This is a genomic window from Streptomyces sp. NPDC054841, from assembly GCF_053611045.1.
The window spans coordinates 1-18,056 of the sequence record NZ_JBSGZO010000142.1; the positions used below are offsets into that span (position 1 = coordinate 1).

Sequence of the window (18,056 nt, forward strand, 5' to 3'; positions counted from 1 at the left end):
CCCCAAACGTCTGGAGTCGGCCCCCCGGCCCCCCAGCCCTCTGACGCCCCCAGCCCTACTGACCCGGCAAGCTACACGCTTGTTCGACGTTGCGCCTGCCCTACGCGTCAGAAATCCCTCGGATCGGCGAAATGCGTGTCGTTCAGGGCAAGTTGACAACGTAGGCAGAACGGAGGAGGTCCCCTCGCCGGCCGACGAGGGGACCTCCTGATCGCTTCACGGTCAGTTGGTGGTGAAGCTGAGCACCAGGTACTCCGGATCGCCCGATGCGGAGCTGCTCGGCTTGCTGAGCATCGTCTCGGACATGAACAGCCGGCCGTTGGTGTACTTGATCTCGGCGTAGTCCAGGCTGAAGCTGGTCTCCGCGTCCCGGATCGACTCGTCCGCAGGGTTCTCCAGCAGCACCGTCTGCTTGAAGGTGCCGCCGTCGATGCTGATGATCTGGCCGCCCTTGTCGTACGGCGGCTTCTTGTACGCGATGATGTTGCCGCCGTCCATGCGCAGCGGGTAGATCGTGTACCGGTCGCCCGCGTCGGCCTTGTCGGTGGTCGGCTTGCCGGTGTTCAGGTCGAACGAGACGATCTCGTTGGTGTCGCCGTACTCGCCGCCGCCCTCGTGTTCCTCGGTGGGCAGGTACAGTCGGCCGTTGCCGACGACCGCGCTCTGGCAGAACTCGACCTCGGTGGAGCCGCAGCTCGCGGCGAACCGGTCGGCATCCGCGGCGATCTTGACCTTCAGCTTGCCGGTCTTCTCGTCGACGACGAAGAAGTCCGAGATGCTGCTGCCGTCCCCGGCGGTGTCACCGACGTCCGCGGCGACGACCAGCGGCTTGGTGGAGACGATGCCCGCGTACTCGACGCCCGCCGGCATCTTGAACGAGGAGGCGGGCGCTCCGGTCGCCGGGTTCAGCGGCTGGATGACGACGTACTGGCTGCCGTACTCGCCGCACTTGCGGGCCGCCACCAGCGCCTCGCCGCCGCCGTAGCCCATGTCGTAGCAGTTCTCGGCGTTGGCCTCGGGCTTCCAGCGGATGGCTCCGGTGCCGAGGTCGAAGGCCGCGCCGCCGTCGGTGCCGCCGGCGGCGACCGTGTTGCCGCTCAGCGTGATCTCGTTGTAGCGGACCTTCTCGTCACCGGTCCCCTTGGCCGACTTGGTCCACAGGAGCTTGCCGGCCTTCAGGTCGATGGCACCCACCTCGGTGCACGTCTGGTAGTTCTTCGGCGGGACGCGCTTGGCGGGCTCGAAGGCGATCGCGGTCTTGTGGTCCGCGGTGGCGTGCCGGGAGGCCGCGCACACCTGGCCGGGCAGCGGAATGGTCCACAGCACCGTGCCCTTGGCCAGGTCGTAGCCGACGACGGAGTTGATGCCGGTCTTGACGTAGGCCGAGTCGGTGACCCAGGAACCGACCACGCTGGTGATGTCGGTGACCTTGGGCTGCGGCAGCTGGAAGGCCACCTTGGCCGCGGTGTTGGCGGGCGCTTTCTCCTTGCCGCCACCGCCGATGGCCTTGCTCTTGCCGCCGTCGGCGCCCTCGGTCGAACCCTTGGCGTCGTCCTTCTTGGAGTCGTCGCCGCCGCTCGACGCGAACCAGACACCACCGCCGACGATCAGGACCACCGCGACGACCGCCGCGATGATGATCTGCATCTGGGTGTTCAGCTTCTTGCCGCCGCCCAGGCCGCCCTGCTGGGGCGGCAGGTACTGCGGCTGCGCGGGCTGGGTCGGGTAGCCGTAGCCGTAGGGCTGCTGCCCCATCGGCTGGGTCGACGACTGGCCGGGGGCCTGCGGATAGCCGTACCCGGCGGGCTGGCCGGGCGGCGGCGTCTGCGGATAGCCGTAACCGGGGTTCTGCGGGGCCGGGGTGGGCGCGCCGAAACCACCGGGCGGAGGATCCTGCGGGGCACCGAAGCCACCGGGCGGAGGATCCTGGGGCGCACCGAAGCCGCCCTGAGGAGGAGCCTGCGGGGGCTGGTTCGGAGCCTGGGGCGGCTGGTTCGGGGGCTGATTCGGCGGCTGCGGCGGCTGGTTGGGCGGCTGCGGTGGCTGCGTCATGCGTACGTACCTCTGAAGAGAAGAAGAAGTCTGTCGGTTCCGGGGCGTCCGTCGGACGCGGTCACTCGCCGAAGGCCATCATGGTCTCCCTCGTTTTCTCCTCGCGGTCGTCCAGGGCCACGACTGCGTTCGCCACGAGAATGAAACGGCCGTCGATGTACAGCGCCGTGGGCATGTGCATTCTCATCTCGGTCTCGCGGCTCGCCAGCGGCTGCTGCAACAGCACTCGGGGCGCGCCTCCGCCCGGCGGGATGAGGGCGAGTGCCCCGGCCTGCTGCCTCGTTTCCGAGATGCGCACCAGCAGACCGTCCTCGGACATCCGTACCGGCGTCATGAGGTGCTTGCCCGGGGCGGCGCTGCGCCACTTCGGCTTGCCGGTGGCGAGGTCGAAGGCGACGATCTTGTTGCCCGTGAGCTCACCCTTCGCGTCGAGGCCCCAGCCCTTGGGCTCGGTCGCGAAGTAGAGGGTGTCGCCGTCCGCGAGAACCCCCTGACAGGTCTGGAGGTTGTTGTCGTCGGCCGACCGCTCACCACAGGCGTCGAGGAAGCCCGCGTCCCCGTCGCCGATGAGCGTGGAGCGCTTGGTTCCCTTGTCGGTGAGGACGACGACGGCTCGCCTGCCTCCCCGCGAGGCGTTGGAGACGGAGACGACGAGGGGCTCGGCGGACAAGACGTGGTCGATCTTGTAGCCGACGGGAAGTTTGTACGCCCAGCGGGACTTCCCGGTCACCGGGTCGACTTCGTGGATCTCCTCCCGCTCCTTGGCCGTGTCGGCGTGCGGGCAGTTGACGGCAGCGATCAGTCTGGCGCCGGCGGCGTACGCGTACGGCAGGCAGTTCTGCTTCCAGTCACCGAAGCCCGGCAGCGGCTTTCCGTCGCTCATCCGGTACGCGGAGGAGTGCTTGAAGCGGCCGGCGGTGACCGTGTTCCCCACGATCACCATCGAGTAATCGGTGAACATGTCGAGAAGGCCGCCCCTGGCGATCTTCTGTCGCCAGCCGGGCTTGCCGGTGCGCAGATCGACCAGCTGCATCTGGCGGCACTCGTCGTCCCGCGAGCCCGGCTTCTCCCGGAGCGCGAGGACGATCTTGCCGTCGGCGGAGGCGTTCCGGGTGCCCCGGCAGATCTCGCTGCCCAGCGGCAGGCTCCACTTCAGGGTTCCGTCGGTCAGCGAGTGGGCGGTGACCGTGCGGTACACGGCGGTGACGACGGTGTCCCCGACCACCCAGGGACCGAGCACATCGTTGCCGGAGGGGGGCAGGTCCACGTCGTTCTTGCGGAGCCACAGCATCTTCGCGTCACCGGGCTTGCGTGCGGCGTTGACGCGGGCGGCCTCCTTGGCGTCCGGCGCGGTCGAGCCGGGACCGGTGACCGGCTTCGGTGACGGGCCGGAACTCGGTCCGGCGACGGGCTTCTTGCCGTTCTTGCCGCCGTCGCCGCCGGACAGCGCGAACCAGGTCCCGCCGCCGACAGCGAGCACCGCGGCCAGGCCCGCGGCGAGCAGCGCCCCGGGCCTGCCGGTGAACCGCCGGGGACGCCGGGGGGCGCCGCCGGGCGGCGTGCCCGGGCCGGGCACCGGGGACAACTGGTCGCCGCCGTACGGGTTCAGCCGGCCGTACGGTCCTGCCTGCGGCGGGCCGTACGGTCCTGCCTGGTCCGGTCCGGGCGGGGGCGAGGAATGAGTGGGATGTGTCATCGGAGTCAGACAGCCGTCACTTGCCGAAGGCCATCATCGTCTTGGTCTCTTTCTCTTCCTTGTCGTTCGACGCGCTGACCCGGCCGCTCGCGATGAAGAAACGGCCGTCCTGGTAGGCCAGGCTCGGCGACCAGAAGGAGCTTTCGATCTGGGCGGTCGACGCGGGGTTCTGCAGGATCACGGCCGGCTTCCCGCCGGTCGGCGCCAGCGTCGCCACCGCGCCGCCCGCGTTGTACGACGCCTCCATGTACAGCAGGACGCTGGAGCCCTCCATCCGCAGCGGGATCATCGTGCGGTCGGCGGGCGCGTCGGCGCGCCACTTGACCTTGCCGGTGCTGAGGTTGAACGCCACGACGGAGTTGGTGCGGGCCGCGCCGCCCTCCTTGGGCTCGGTCGCCATGTAGAAGGTGTTGGCGTCGGCGGCGACGCCGACACAGCCCTCCAGGGTTTTGCCGAAGACGACGAAGCCGCCGCCGCAGCGCGGCTGGAAGCGGTCCTTGCCGCCGTCGATCTGCGAACGCAGCGTGCCGTTCGCGTTGAGCGCGATGACGCTCCACTTCTTCTGTTCGCGCTGGCTCAGCGAGACGACCAGGGGGCTGACCGAATAGACCTTGTCGACCTCCCAGTTGACCGGGAGCTTGTAGGTCCACTTGGCCTTGCCGGTGACCGGGTCGAGCTCCTGGAGCTGTTCCTGGGTCTTGTCGATGTCGCCGGTGCGGCAGGACTCGGCGGCGATCAGCTTGGGGCCGCCGGCGAACGCCTCCGGCTGGCAGTTGCCCGGCAGCTTGCCGAACAGCGGCTTGCCGTCGCTGATCCGGAACGCATCGGCGTTGCCGGTGCGGGCGGCGGTCACCGTGTCGCCGCTGATCGCCAGCGTGATGTCGGAGAGCAGGTCGAAGGCGCCCTTCTTGGTGATCTCCTTCTTCCAGCCGGCCTTGCCGGTCTTCAGGTCGACCAGCTGCATCTGGGTGCACTTGGCGTCGCTGGTGGTGCCGTCCTTGAAGCCGATGACGAGCTTGCCGTCCTCGGTGCTGCGGACGGGCGCGGCGCACAGCTCGCCGGGCAGCGGCAGGGTCCACTTCTTCGTGCCGTCGGCGACCGAGAAGCCCGCGAGCTCCTTGTACATGCCCTTGACGACGAGGTCGCCGACGAACCACGGGCCCTGCATCTCGGCGCCGTTGCGCGGCAGGTCGATGTCGTTCTTCGCGAGCCACAGCACCTTCGACTCGCCGTCCTTGCGACCGGCGTTGAGGTCGTCCGCGGCATTGCGGCCGCCGCCGCTGCCGTCGCCCTGGTCGACGGATGCCGAACCGCTCGGCCGCGGCGACGCGCTCTGCTTGGCGTCGGGCGTCTTCTCGTCGTCACCGCCGCTCAGTGCGAACCAGGTGCCGGTCCCGATGACGAGGAGGGCCGCCACGGCCGCACCGATGACGACACCGGGCTTGCCCTTGAAGAAGTTGCCACTGCCACCGCCCTGCGGGGGCGTGGGGGCGCCGGGGTACTGCGGCTGGGTGGGGTAGCCGTAGCCGCCCTGCGGCTGTCCGTACGGGCCGGGCTGCTGGCCGTACGGACCCGGCTGGTTGTACGGGCCGGGCTGGCCGGGGGCCTGCTGCGGGTAGCCGTAACCGGGCTGCGGCCCGCCGGGCGGCGGGGTCTGCGGATAGCCGTAGCCGGGCTGTCCCGCGGGCTGCCCCGAAGGCGGCGCCGCCGGGGCCTGCGGCGGAACCGGCGGCATCTGGGGCGGCTGCGCGGGCTGTTGGGGGACCTGGTGCTGAGGGTCCTGCGGAGAGCCGAAGCCTCCCTGCGGCGGTTGCTGGCTGGGTGGCTGAGTCATTTCAGCTCTTCCCCCTTTGTGCGGTCCACAGCCCGACCGGCCTCCCCCGCGATTCCATCGGGCAGTTGCCTGAGGAAAGGAGCGAATCGGACATGGATTGCGCAGCGTCACGTCAGTCGAGCGGGGTTTCTTTCTATCACCTGACAGTTGTGAAAAACGGGGCCGGTCCGCCCCTGTACCCAAGGGAGAACCGGCCCGTGATGCCGTTGTTATCGGGAGTCCGGGGGCGCCCCGGGACGGTGCAGTCGGCTCCGCGCGCTTTCTTTGCACACACCCTCAGGCGTCTTCGGCGAGCTCCAGCCAGCGCATCTCCAACTCCTCGCGCTCTGCGGCCAGTTCACGCAGCTCGGCGTCGAGTTTCGCCACCTTCTCGAAGTCGGTGGCGTTTTCGGCGATTTGCGAGTGCAGCTTGGTCTCCTTGTCGGAGACCTTGTCCAGTTGCCGCTCGATCTTCTGCAGCTCCTTCTTCGCGGCGCGGACGTCCGCCGCGGACTTCTCCGGAGTGGCGGACTTCTCGGACGCGGCGGGTGCCGGGGCAGCGGCCTCGATCATCCTGGCCCGGCGCTCCAGGTACTCGTCGATGCCGCGCGGCAGCATCCGCAGCGCCGCGTCGCCGAGCAGCGCGAACACCCGGTCGGTCGTCCGCTCGATGAAGAAGCGGTCGTGGGAGATGACGATCATCGAGCCGGGCCAGCCGTCGAGGAGGTCCTCCAGCTGGGTCAGGGTCTCGATGTCGAGGTCGTTGGTGGGCTCGTCGAGGAACAGCACGTTCGGCTCGTCCATCAGCAGCCGCAGCAGTTGCAGCCGGCGCCGCTCACCGCCGGACAGATCGCCGACCGGGGTCCACTGCTTCTCCTTGGAGAAGCCGAACTGCTCGCACAGCTGCCCCGCGGTCATCTCCCGGCCCTTGCCGAGGTCGACCCGGTCGCGCACCTGCTGGACGGCCTCCAGCACCCGCAGGGCGGGGTCGAGTTCGGCGACCTCCTGGGAGAGATAGGCCAGCTTCACCGTCTTGCCGGTGACGATCCGGCCCGCGGGAGGCTGCTTCTCGCCGTCGCTGCGGGCGGCCTCGGCCATCGCGCGCAGCAGGGAGGTCTTGCCCGCGCCGTTGACCCCGACCAGGCCGATGCGGTCGCCGGGGCCGAGCTGCCAGGTCAGATGCTTCACCAGCAGCTTCTCACCCGCCTGCACCGTCACGTTCTCCAGGTCGAAGACGGTCCTGCCGAGCCGGGAGGAGGCGAACTTCATCAGTTCGGAGGTGTCGCGCGGCGGCGGCACGTCCTTGATCAGCTCATTGGCGGCCTCGACCCGGAAGCGCGGCTTCGACGTACGGGCGGGGGCGCCGCGGCGCAGCCAGGCCAGCTCCTTGCGGACCAGGTTCTGCCGCTTGACCTCCTCGGTGGCGGCGATGCGCTCACGCTCGGCGCGCGCGAAGACGTAGTCGGAGTAGCCGCCCTCGTACTCGTAGACCGCGCCGCGCTGGACGTCCCACATGCGCGTGCAGACCTGGTCGAGGAACCAGCGGTCGTGGGTGACGCACACGAGGGCCGAGCGGCGCTCGCGGAGGTGGCGGGCGAGCCAGGCGATGCCCTCGACGTCCAGATGGTTCGTGGGCTCGTCGAGGACGATCAGGTCCGGCTCGCCGATGAGCAGCTTCGCGAGGGCGATGCGGCGCCGCTCACCGCCGGAGAGCGGGGCGATGACGGTGTCCAGGCCCTGCGGGAAGCCGGAGAGGTCGAGACCGTCGAACAGCCCGGTGAGCACGTCGCGGATCTTGGCGTTGCCCGCCCACTCGTGGTCGGCGAGGTCGCCGATGACCTCGTGCCGGATGGTGGCGGAGGGGTCGAGCGAATCGTGCTGGGTGAGCACCCCGAGGCGCAGCCCGCCGCTGTGGGTGACCCGGCCGGTGTCGGCCTCCTCCAGCTTGGCGAGCATACGGATGAGGGTCGTCTTGCCGTCTCCGTTGCGCCCTACGACACCGATGCGGTCCCCCTCGGACACGCCGAGGGAGACCCCGTCGAGCAGGGCACGGGTGCCGTACACCTTGCTGACTGCCTCGACATTGACCAGGTTGACGGCCATCAACGCTCCAGATGAGGGGATTGAACGGCCTCCCAGCCTAGTCGCCGGAAGTGACACCGCCCGCCGCGAGGGCCGTGCGGCCCCCTCGGCCCGTGCGCTCCACCAGGAACCAGCCCACCAGGGCCATCGCGACGGCGGCCGGGGCGGTGACGGGGAACGCGATCAGCGTCGCCGAGTGACCGTCCAGGAGACCGCCGAAGCCGACCATGGACAGGCCGAGCACGCCGAGCAGGCACAGGGTGATACCGAGGGCGGCGAGCGGGCCCGGGCCGGGGGTGAGGGGTGCGGGCGATGGCCGTTCGAAGCGGCGGAACGCGGCGACCAGCACCGCGGTCAGGACGGCTGCGGCGGCGATCCGCGGCAGCGTCTGCGCCCACCAGGCGCCCGAGGCCGGTTCGGGCAGCGGGATGTCGAAGGCGAGGAGGGCGCCGTAGACGCCGAGCATGGCGGTGAGGTGCCACAGGAAGGCGGTCATGGCGATGCCGTTCGCGGCGACGACCGTCCGCCACACCCGGGGCCGGGCGACCAGGCGGGCGCCGGGCCCGCGCAGCAGCTCCACCGCGCCGACCAGCCACAGGCCGTGGCAGAGGAGGGCGAGGGTGGGCGGGGCCATGTTGGAGACCTTCTCGCCCGGCATGCCGACCATGGACAGCGGATACGGGCCGAGGGCGACCAGCGCGGCGGCTCCGGCCAGCCCGGTCGCGGCGAGTACGGCCGGCAGTCGCAGCCGGCCGTCGGCGCGCAGGAAGCCGAGCTGGTGCACGGCCAGCCAGACGAACGCGAAGTTCAGGAACTCCACGAAGGGGACGTCGAGCGCGAACCGCAGCACGTCCACCGCGACTGCGCCGCCCGCGAGCGCCCCGAACGCGCCCCAGCCGTACCGCTCGTGCAGCTTCAGCAGCGGCGGGGTGAAGGCCACCATCGCCAGATAGATCCCGATGAACCAGAGCGGCTGGGTCACCAGCCGCAGCGTGACCCCGGTCAGCCCGCCGCCCCCGCCGAGCAGTTGGACGATCAGCGCGGCCGCTCCCCAGACCAGGACGAAGACCATGGTGGGACGCAGCAGCCTGCGCAGCCGGGCCCGCAGGAACGCCGCGTACAGCGGTCCCTCGGAGCCCTCCGGCTGCTTGCGGCGCAGCGAGCGGTAGGAGAGCGCGTGCGAGAAGCCGCCGACGAAGAAGAACACCGGCATGATCTGCAGGGCCCAGGTGAGGAGTTGGAGCTCCGGCACGACGGCGAGCAGATTGCCGACGCCGTCGGCGGTGACGGCCGCCATCAGCCAGTGGCCGAGCACGACCGTCCCGAGTGAGGCGACCCGGAGCAGGTCGACGTAACGGTCCCGGGTGTCCGGGGTGGCTTCGGCGAGCGCACGAACGCTTGATCCCATACGGGTACGGTCGTGCCCCGGCCCCCGGCGCGCCAGCGCTCCCGTACTCAACTCCCGTATGAGTACGCGCCCCTGCCCGGGTGGCCCAGGGCGGGCCTGGGCCCGTGTCACCTGGTGGATCCGGCGCGACAAGGCGCGCCCATCCGGTTTGGAAATTCGGCTTCGCACGACCAGTGGTGATCACTACGGTGAATGGCCATGACCGATACCTGGCACGTACTTGAGCAGGCACACGCAGCGCTCCGGGCCACCGTGGCACAGCTGGCACAGCTGGCACCGGGGGACCTGCACAAGCCCACGCCCTGCGACCAGTGGAACGTCACGCAGGTGATCCAGCACGCTGCCGGCGACCAGCGCGCCTACGCCCAGGCCATCACCGGGCACGACGGTCCGTCCGGCAATCCGTTCGAGCCGTCCGGTGAACTCGCCGAGTCGGCGGTCGAGCTGGTGGCGTCCGCGACGGCCGTCTCGTCCGCCGCCTGGGCGACGATCGGCGAGGACGTCCAGGAAGCGCCGGTGCCGCTGCCGCAGGGCCCTTTGCCGGCCTGGCAGGGGGTCGGCTACTGCGCCGTCGACGCCGCGGTCCACGCCTGGGACATCGCGGTGGCCACCGGCCAGGCATCACCGCTGACGAACGAGCTCGCCAAAGCTCTGATGCCGGCCGCCGTCGCGCTCACCGAGCCGCTGCGCGCGTACGGCGTGTACGCGGCGGTCGTCGACGCCGAGGAGGGTGACGACGATGCCGCGGCGCTGCTGAAGTACCTCGGGCGGCGTCCCGACTGGAAAGCCTGAGGGGCGGCGACCGGCCGCCGGATCGCGGCCCGGTTCCAGCGGCGCACAGGCCGGGCCCGTATGAGCAGCCCGCGCACTGCCGTGCCCCGACGCCGTCGTGGAACGGTTGGGGGGCGCCTGCGGCCGGCCCACGCGGCGTAGCCCCCTGGGGCCTGTCGTTTGGATCAGGCCGGCAGCGACATCTGCGGCTACCGCCGCGGGGCGAGCGGGGTCTGGCGCGTGCAGATGCAAGGCGGAGGAAGGAGCCACTGCGGTGGGGGTACCTCCCGTGCCCGAAGGGCTACGGGGGACTTGGCGACTGACGACAACGCCGCTGGGGGTCCCCCCAGGCGAAGCTCTGGGGGAGCGCGTGCCAGGGCACGCGAGCCCGGCAAGATCCGAACGACAGGCCCTACAGGACCGTCGCGCCGGCCGCCGGCGACTGTGCCACCCGTGCCGTGCGGCAGGTGCCCGAGGCCGTCAGGGCCTCGGCGATCTGGTCCGCCGCGTCCGCGTCCTTCGCGAGGAACGCCGTCGTCGGTCCCGAGCCGGACACGAGTGCGGCCAGCGCCCCCGCCTCCGTGCCCGCGGTGAGCGTGTCCGCGAGGGAGGGGCGCAGGGAGAGCGCCGCGGGCTGCAGGTCGTTCACCAGCGCCCCGGCCAGCGCGCCCGCGTCGCCGGTGCGCAGGGCGTCCAGCAGCAGCGGGGAGGCCACCGGGGCGGGGACGTCCACGCCCTCGTTCAGCCGGTCGAACTCCCGGTACACGGCGGGGGTGGACAGTCCGCCGTCGGCGACCGCGAACACCCAGTGGAACGCACCGCCGACCGGCAGCTCGGTGAGCCGCTCGCCCCGGCCCGTGCCGAGGGCCGCTCCGCCGACCAGGCTGAACGGCACATCGCTGCCGAGCACGGCGCAGATGTCGAGGAGCTCCGCCTTCGACGCCCCGGTGGACCACAGCGCGTCGCACGCCAGCAGCGCGCCCGCGCCGTCGGCGCTGCCGCCCGCCATGCCGCCCGCGACGGGGATGTCCTTCGCGATGTGGATGTGGACGGCCGGGTCGATGCCGTGGCGGGCGGCGAGCAGCTCGGCGGCGCGCGCGGCGAGGTTCGTACGGTCCAGGGGGACCTGGCCGGCGTCGGGGCCCGAGCAGCTGACCGTCAGGGACTCGGCCGGGGTAACGGTGATCTCGTCGTACAGCCCGACTGCGAGGAACACATTGGCCAGGTCGTGGTAGCCGTCGGCCCGCGCGGCGCCCACCGCCAGCTGGACGTTGACCTTGGCGGGCACTCGTACCGTGACGCTCACTTCTTGGCCTCCGCGATGCGCGCGAACTCCTCCACCGTCAGGGACTCGCCCCGCGCCTGCGGGGAGACCCCGGCCGCGACCAGCGCCGCCTCGGCGGCCGCCGGGGAGCCCGCCCAGCCGGCCAGCGCGGCCCGCAGGGTCTTGCGACGCTGCGCGAAGGCCGCGTCGACGACGGCGAAGACCTCGGCCTTGGAGGCGGTCGTCTTCACCGGCTCGGTACGCCGCACCAGGGACACCAGCCCCGAGTCGACGTTCGGCGCGGGCCAGAACACATTGCGGCCGATCGCGCCGGCCCGCTTGACCTCCGCGTACCAGTTGGCCTTCACGGACGGGACGCCGTAGACCTTGTTGCCGGGCTGGGCCGCCAGCCGGTCGGCGACCTCGGCCTGGACCATGACCAGCGTGCGCTCGATGGTCGGGAAGCGGTCCAGCATGTGCAGCAGGACCGGTACGGCCACGTTGTACGGAAGGTTCGCGACGAGTGCGGTCGGCTCCGGGCCCGGCAGCTCCTGGAGGTGCATGGCGTCGGAGTGGACGAGTGCGAAGTGGTCCTTCTTCGCGGGCATCCGGGCGGCGATCGTCGTGGGCAGCGCCGCGGCGAGTACGTCGTCGATCTCGACGGCGGTCACGCGGTCCGCGGCGTCCAGCAGCGCGAGGGTGAGCGAGCCGAGCCCGGGTCCGACCTCCACCACCACGTCGTCGGGGCGCACTTCGGCGGTGCGGACGATCCGGCGGACCGTGTTGGCGTCGATGACGAAGTTCTGGCCGCGCTGCTTGGTGGGGCGTACGCCAAGCGCTGCGGCCAGTTCACGGATGTCGGCCGGGCCGAGAAGGGCGTCGGGGCCGGCGGGATCGGTGGTGCTCACCGGTACAGCCTACGGCCGCAGTGCGGCCACGGGCTCGCCCCCCGCTGCACGTAGAGCTTCTTCGCCCGGTACGTCTGCTCGTCGGCGGGGGCGTCCTGCGGTCTGCCGCGGCCGCCGAGTGCGTGCCAGGTGCCGCTGTCGAACTGGTACAGCCCGCCGTACGTACCCGACGGGTCCACTGCGTCCGGCCGGCCGCCGGACTCGCACTGCGCGAGCGCGTTCCAGTTCAGACCGTTCGCCCCGGCGACCGAGTGGGGCAGCGGTCCGGTGCCGACCTTGATCCGCTGGGTCACCGGTTCGCGCACCAGCTCCTCGGTGATTTTCCTGGGTTTCTGCCGGACGCCGTTGACGGTGCGCAGGGCGTAGGTGACGCGGCGGGTGCCCTCGTGTCCCCGCTGCTCGACGACCTCGGTGCCGGTGTACAGGGACGGGTCCTCGGTCGTCACGGTGTCGTACGGGACGGGCTCCTCGCGGACCTGCCGGCCGCCGGTGATCCGCATGACGGTGACGGTCTGGCCGTCGCGCGGGAAGCTGCTGGGCGATACGGAGGTGGTGTCCTGGCCGCTCAGCGTGATGCCGGCCTCCTCGACCGCTTCGCGCACGGTCGCCGCGTTCGTAAGGATGGTGCGTTCGCGTCCGTCGGCCATGAAGGTGACCGTCCGCTCGGTCCGTACGTGGAGGGCGAGACCCCTGCGGGAGATCGGCATGGAGCGGGACACGGACAGGAACGCGCCCTCGGCACGCACCCCGACCTGGCGCAGTGCCTCGTCGACGGTGCGGGCGGTGGTCCACACCTGGCGGCGGCGCCCGTCGATGGTGAGGGTGATCGGCCGGCCGTAGCGGACGACGATCTCGTCGCCGCTCACGAGCGCCGAGCCGGGCGCCGGGGCGACGATGTCGTGCTCGCCGACGGCCAGCCCCTCGTCGCCGAGCAGCTCGTTCACGTCGTCGGCGAAGGTGTGCAGGGTGCGGGGGGCGCCGTCGACGCTGAGCCGGACGGCCTTGTCGGCGGCGACGAAGGCGGAGGTGCCGCCGACGAGGAAGGCGACGACGAGCGCCTGCGGGACGATGCGGCGCAGGCCTTCCACGGTGCCGCCCGGTGGGCCGGGCCTGCGGCGACGGGCGGCGCGGCGGACGCCGCGTTCGGCACGGTGACTGCCCTGCGAAGTGCTCACGAGGCCGGGACCCTAGCGGAGCGATGTCACTCTCCCAAGCAACTCGACTACGCAGTGTCGCGTTCCTGACCCGCAGTCACTTCCGGGGTGTGACTGTTCGTTATCGTTCAGTAATCAAACGCGCGAGCCGTGTTCGCCGCGATCGCCTCCGACATGGCGTCCTCTCCGATCCCCCGCACCGCGGCCATCGCGCGGACCGTGACCGGAATGAGATACGGCGCGTTGGGCCGTCCGCGGTAGGGCGCGGGCGTCAGGAACGGCGCGTCGGTCTCCACGAGGACGAGCTCCAGCGGGGCGACGGCGAGGGCGTCGCGCAGCGGCTGGGCGTTCTTGAAGGTCACGTTGCCCGCGAACGACATGAAGTACCCGGCGTCCGCGCAGATCCGGGCCATGTCCGCGTCGCCGGAGTAGCAGTGGAACACGGTCCGATCGGGAGCGCCTTCCTCGGCGAGGATGCGCAGGACGTCGGCGTGCGCGTCGCGGTCGTGGATGACGAGGGCCTTGCCCCGCCGCTTGGCGATCTCGATATGGGCGCGGAAGGAACGCTCCTGCGCGGCGATGCCTTCCGGTCCGGTACGGAAGAAGTCGAGCCCGGTCTCGCCGACGGCCCGGACCTGGTCGAGACCGGCGAGCCGGTCGATCTCGGCGAGCGCGTCGTCGAGGGCGGCGTCGCCGCCGCCCTCCCTCGCCCCCTGCCGGGACCATCCGTCGGGGTCCCCATGGACGATGCGCGGCGCCTCGTTCGGGTGCAGCGCCACGGCGGCGTGCACGTTGTCGTGTGCGGCAGCCGTCTCAGCCGCCCAACGGGAGCCCTTGATGTCACAGCCCACCTGGACGACGGTCGTCACACCGACCGACGCGGCCTTCTCGAGGCCCTCCTCGACGGTGCCGCTCTGCATGTCCAGGTGGGTGTGCGAATCGGCGACCGGCACCCCCAGCGGAACGGGCAGCGGCGGGGGCATGTCGTTGGGCTTGGAACTCATGACCACGATCGTACGAGGACCGTGGCCGTGGCCTCACTTACGGCGGTGGAGGCCGCGCAGGACCTCGCCGAGGCGCCGGTGCCGCGCGGCCTCGTGCCCGGCGTCGGGGCGGGGCTCCGTGGTCTGCGGCTCCGTGGTCTGCGGCTCCGTGGCCCCCGTCTCCGAGGCCCTCGTCTCCGAGGCGGGGACGGGTCCCGCGGTGGCGTAGTTGGGGGGCGTGATGTGCTGGCGCCGGAGCGACTCCGCGAGGGAGGAGACCTGTCCGCCACGCATGATGCGGACCTTCTGGCCACCGCAGTTGAGGCAGGTGAGGTGGGTCAGCGGAGAGGGAACGAGCTGCCCCTGTACGCGGTACATGAAGAACGGCTGGCCGCGGCCGTCGGTGTGGTGCTCGATGTCGTAGGTCTGCTCCCAGCTGCGGCCGCACCGCATGCACGCGAAGGCGTACGACTCCTGCACGGTCTCGGGTGCGGCGACCGGGATCGGTCGTGTCCCGCTCGGGGTGCCCGCTATCTCACTCATGCCAGCTCCTCCTGTCCACTGCCGCCCCCTGTCACGCCGGGGGTATGTCTTTCAGTGGACGCCCGTTCCGGCGGGAGCGCATCAGGCCTTCCGGCTAATTGATGAGGATTTGGCCATCGCATTCCGGAAGGCCTGATCACGCGGTCTGAGCTTTGCTTTTCACGATAGACCTTTACCGTCACAGGGGCCTGTTCCTGCCGTTTTCTTTGCTGCCACGACCGCGTCGAAGACCTCCCGCTTGGGTACGCCCGCCTCGGCCGCGACCGCCGCGATCGCCTCCTTGCGCCGCTCCCCCGCCTCCTCCCGCACCCGCACCCGGCGCACCAGCTCGTCCGCGTCCAGGTCGCCGGGCCGGGGGGCCGGGGCGCCCTCCACGACGACGGTGATCTCGCCCCGCACGCCCTCGGCGGCCCAGGCCGCCAGCTCGCCGAGACCGCCGCGCTTCACTTCCTCGTACGTCTTCGTCAGCTCACGGCAGACCGCCGCCCTGCGGTCCGCGCCGAACACCTCGGCCATGGCGGCCAGCGTGTCGTCGAGGCGGTGCGGTGCCTCGAAGTAGACGAGCGTGCGGCGCTCGCCCTCGACCTCGCGGAGCCGGCCGAGCCGCTCGCCGGCCTTGCGCGGCAGGAAGCCCTCGAAGCAGAAGCGGTCCACGGGCAGCCCCGACAGCGCGAGTGCGGTCAGCACCGCGGAGGGGCCGGGGACGGCGGTGACCTTGATGTCCTTCTCGACCGCCGCGGCGACCAGCCGGTAGCCCGGGTCGGACACGGACGGCATACCTGCGTCGGTCACCAGCAGTACCCGTGCGCCGCCCTCCAGCGCCTCGACCAGCTCGGGCGTCCGGGCCGACTCGTTGCCCTCGAAGTACGACACGACCCGGCCTCGGGTGTGCACCCCGAGCGCCTGGGTGAGCCGGCGCAGCCGCCGGGTGTCCTCCGCGGCGACCACGTCGGCGGTCTCCAGCTCGGCCGCCAGCCGCGGCGGCGCGTCCGCCACATCGCCGATGGGCGTCCCTGCGAGTACGAGCGTTCCAGTCACCGATCCAGTCACAGGAGCCATCCTCGCAGGGCGGGGAGACACGCCACGCACAGACGCGTTCCCTACGATGGCGCGGTGACCAGTACTGCCCCACAGGCCCTGCAGGGCCAGGACGCCGCTGAACAGCCGCCCTCCTGGCAGCAGCGCCTGCGCAGATTCGGCCATGTGCCGCGGCCCGGCATCGGACTGCGCGACCGGCTCGTCCCGCCGTACACCCGGCCCTCCGACCGGCTGTGGGCGCTGCTCGGCGTCCCGCCGGGGGCGGCCCGGGTGGTGGAGAGACTGACGGCCTGGGGCGGACCGCTGCTGGTGGCGCTGGTGGCCGGGGTGCTGCGGTTCTGGCATCTCGGCAGCCCCAAGGCGGTGATATTCGACGAGACGTACTACGCGAAGGACGCCTGGGCTCTGATCAACCAGGGGTACGAGGGCTCCTGGCCGAAAGACATCGACAAGTCGATTCTGAAGAATCCGGACGCGGTCACGATCCCGGTGGACCCCGGCTATGTGGTGCATCCGCCGGTCGGCAAATGGGTCATCGGCCTCGGCGAGCAACTGTTCGGGTTCACGCCGTTCGGCTGGCGCTTCATGGTGTTCGTGCTCGGCACGCTGTCCGTGCTGATGCTCTGCCGGATCGGCCGCCGGCTGTTCCGTTCGACGTTCCTGGGCTGTCTGGCGGGCGCGCTGCTCGCCGTGGACGGTCTGCACTTCGTGATGAGCCGCACGGCGCTGCTCGACCAGGTGCTGATGTTCTTCGTGCTCGCGGCCTTCGGCTGCCTCCTCATCGACCGCGACCGGGCACGGTCGAAGCTGGCCGCCGCGCTGCCGGTGGACGCGGAGGGCGTGCTGCGGCCGGACGTCCGGATCGCGGAGAACCTGCGCCTGGGCCTGCGGCCGTGGCGGATCGCGGCCGGTGTCATGCTCGGCCTCGCCTTCGCGACCAAGTGGAACGGGCTGTACATCCTGGCCGCGTTCGGCCTGATGACGGTCCTGTGGGACGCGGGCGCCCGGCGCACCGCGGGTGCGGTGCACCCGTACCAGGCGGTCCTGCGGCGCGACATCCTGCCCGCGTTCGTCTCGACGGTGCCGGTCGCGATCGTCACGTACGTCGCTTCCTGGACGGGCTGGATCGTCACCGACAAGGGCTACTTCCGGGACTGGGCGCAGAACGAGGGGCGCGGCGGGGCCTGGACCTGGCTGCCCGACTGGCTGCGCAGCCTCTGGCACTACGAGACCGAGGTCTACGACTTCCACGTCAACCTCACCTCGGGCCACACGTACCAGTCCAACCCGTGGAGCTGGATCGTCCTGGGCCGTCCCGTCTCGTACTTCTACGAGGACCCGGCCCCGGGCACCGCCGGCTGCCCGGTGACGGCCACGGAGAAGTGCGCCCGCGAGGTCCTGGCGATCGGCACCCCGCTGCTGTGGTGGGCCGCGTGCTTCGCGCTCGCGTACGTGCTGTGGCGCTGGGCCTTCCGCCGCGACTGGCGGGCGGGCGCGATCGCCTGCGGGGTGGCGGCGGGCTGGGTTCCGTGGTTCTTCTACCAGGAGCGCACGATCTTCCTCTTCTACGCGGTCGTCTTCGTGCCGTTCCTCTGCCTCGCGGTCACGATGATGATCGGCGCGATCATCGGCCCACCGGGGTCGGACGAACGCCGCAGGACGTTCGGCGCGGTGGGGGCCGGAGTGCTGGTGCTGCTGATCATCTGGAACTTCATCTACTTCTGGCCGATCTACACGGGCCAGCCGATCCCGATGGACGACTGGCGCGGCAGGATGTGGCTGGACACCTGGGTGTAGCTGGGCGAACGCTCGTGAGGGCGCGGCGGCCGACCGTGCCGTCACGGGCGTCGTTGGTCGTCGTTGGGCGACATCGGGCACCGTTTGACGGCCCACAGGCGGCCCAGGGAAGACGCCCCATACCTGGCACGCGGTCCGGGGCCGAACAAGGCGCTATGAGGCACCCGCCTGACAGGCGGCAATACCAGCAGTCCACCTCACGCCGCGTCCCACCGATGCGCGGTCGAGAAGTCGTGCGCGAGACCGAGGATCTCCCCACGTACGGTGACGACTTCGGCCCGTGCGGGTGTCGTCTGCCGGTCGTAGGCCGGCGGTCTCCTCGGCGTTCCCGAGGTTAGCCGGCGCTCCCCGTTGGTCCCCGTCTGTTGCTGCTCGATCGGGCACGTAGGGGGCACGTGTGGCTTTCTCCCGCTCTTTCAGGGCGGGAACGCCGAGTGCGAGGCGGGGCCTAATACTCCAGCTGTAGATCGTGATCTTGCTGGTGGGGCCTGGTAGGGGTACGGGTACGGCCACCGTTGATCATCGTGACTTGTGTGGAGTAACGATG

At 71.0% G+C, this 18,056-nt stretch carries 13 protein-coding genes; 2 read left to right on the forward strand and 11 right to left on the reverse strand.

From position 1 onward, the window contains the following. Window positions 1-222: 222 nt before the first annotated feature. The 5 genes from ACWGI8_RS20115 to ACWGI8_RS20135 form a co-directional block, all read right to left on the reverse strand. On the reverse strand, window positions 223-2,052 hold the full coding sequence (locus ACWGI8_RS20115) for an outer membrane protein assembly factor BamB family protein (protein WP_453662648.1): 1,830 nt from the start codon (window positions 2,050-2,052) through the stop codon (window positions 223-225). 61 nt (window positions 2,053-2,113) lie between these two features. Then, window positions 2,114-3,748 (reverse strand): outer membrane protein assembly factor BamB family protein, encoded by a 1,635-nt coding sequence (locus ACWGI8_RS20120; protein ID WP_453662649.1) that lies wholly within the window; start codon window positions 3,746-3,748, stop codon window positions 2,114-2,116. A gap of 16 nt (window positions 3,749-3,764) precedes the next feature. Further along, complete coding sequence (locus tag ACWGI8_RS20125) at window positions 3,765-5,582, reverse strand: outer membrane protein assembly factor BamB family protein (RefSeq protein WP_453662651.1); 1,818 nt, start codon at window positions 5,580-5,582, stop codon at window positions 3,765-3,767. Window positions 5,583-5,858: 276 nt separating this feature from the next. Continuing rightward, complete coding sequence (locus ACWGI8_RS20130) at window positions 5,859-7,664, reverse strand: ABC-F family ATP-binding cassette domain-containing protein (protein WP_453662652.1); 1,806 nt, start codon at window positions 7,662-7,664, stop codon at window positions 5,859-5,861. Window positions 7,665-7,701: 37 nt separating this feature from the next. Continuing rightward, window positions 7,702-9,051, reverse strand: a complete 1,350-nt coding sequence (locus ACWGI8_RS20135) for an acyltransferase family protein (RefSeq protein ID WP_453662654.1) — start codon at window positions 9,049-9,051, stop codon at window positions 7,702-7,704. Between the two features lie 198 nt (window positions 9,052-9,249). Between ACWGI8_RS20135 and ACWGI8_RS20140 the strand changes: the two genes are divergently transcribed. Further along, window positions 9,250-9,843, forward strand: a complete 594-nt coding sequence (locus tag ACWGI8_RS20140) for a TIGR03086 family metal-binding protein (protein WP_453662655.1) — start codon at window positions 9,250-9,252, stop codon at window positions 9,841-9,843. 391 nt (window positions 9,844-10,234) lie between these two features. Here ACWGI8_RS20140 and ACWGI8_RS20145 read toward each other — a convergent pair whose 3' ends face one another. The 6 genes from ACWGI8_RS20145 to rsmI form a co-directional block, all read right to left on the reverse strand. Continuing rightward, on the reverse strand, window positions 10,235-11,128 hold the full coding sequence (locus ACWGI8_RS20145) for a 4-(cytidine 5'-diphospho)-2-C-methyl-D-erythritol kinase (protein ID WP_453662656.1): 894 nt from the start codon (window positions 11,126-11,128) through the stop codon (window positions 10,235-10,237). Continuing rightward, a complete protein-coding gene (gene rsmA, locus ACWGI8_RS20150) occupies window positions 11,125-11,994 on the reverse strand; it encodes a 16S rRNA (adenine(1518)-N(6)/adenine(1519)-N(6))-dimethyltransferase RsmA (RefSeq protein ID WP_453662658.1) in 870 nt (289 codons plus the stop codon). Before rsmA ends, ACWGI8_RS20145 begins: the two co-directional genes overlap by 4 nt. After that, window positions 11,991-13,169, reverse strand: coding sequence for a ubiquitin-like domain-containing protein (locus tag ACWGI8_RS20155; RefSeq protein WP_453662660.1), 1,179 nt, complete (start codon window positions 13,167-13,169; stop codon window positions 11,991-11,993). The genes rsmA and ACWGI8_RS20155 overlap by 4 nt, the downstream gene beginning before the upstream one ends. 107 nt (window positions 13,170-13,276) lie before the next feature. Next, on the reverse strand, window positions 13,277-14,152 hold the full coding sequence (locus ACWGI8_RS20160; RefSeq protein ID WP_453662662.1) for a TatD family hydrolase: 876 nt from the start codon (window positions 14,150-14,152) through the stop codon (window positions 13,277-13,279). Between the two features lie 33 nt (window positions 14,153-14,185). Next, window positions 14,186-14,674: a hypothetical protein gene (locus tag ACWGI8_RS20165; protein ID WP_453662664.1), complete on the reverse strand. Its 489-nt coding sequence runs from the start codon at window positions 14,672-14,674 to the stop codon at window positions 14,186-14,188. Window positions 14,675-14,833: 159 nt separating this feature from the next. Next, window positions 14,834-15,733, reverse strand: coding sequence for a 16S rRNA (cytidine(1402)-2'-O)-methyltransferase (gene rsmI, locus ACWGI8_RS20170; RefSeq protein ID WP_453662665.1), 900 nt, complete (start codon window positions 15,731-15,733; stop codon window positions 14,834-14,836). A gap of 54 nt (window positions 15,734-15,787) precedes the next feature. Between rsmI and ACWGI8_RS20175 the strand changes: the two genes are divergently transcribed. Beyond that, complete coding sequence (locus tag ACWGI8_RS20175; RefSeq protein WP_453662667.1) at window positions 15,788-17,509, forward strand: dolichyl-phosphate-mannose--protein mannosyltransferase; 1,722 nt, start codon at window positions 15,788-15,790, stop codon at window positions 17,507-17,509. The last annotated feature ends 547 nt before the right edge of the window (window positions 17,510-18,056 follow it).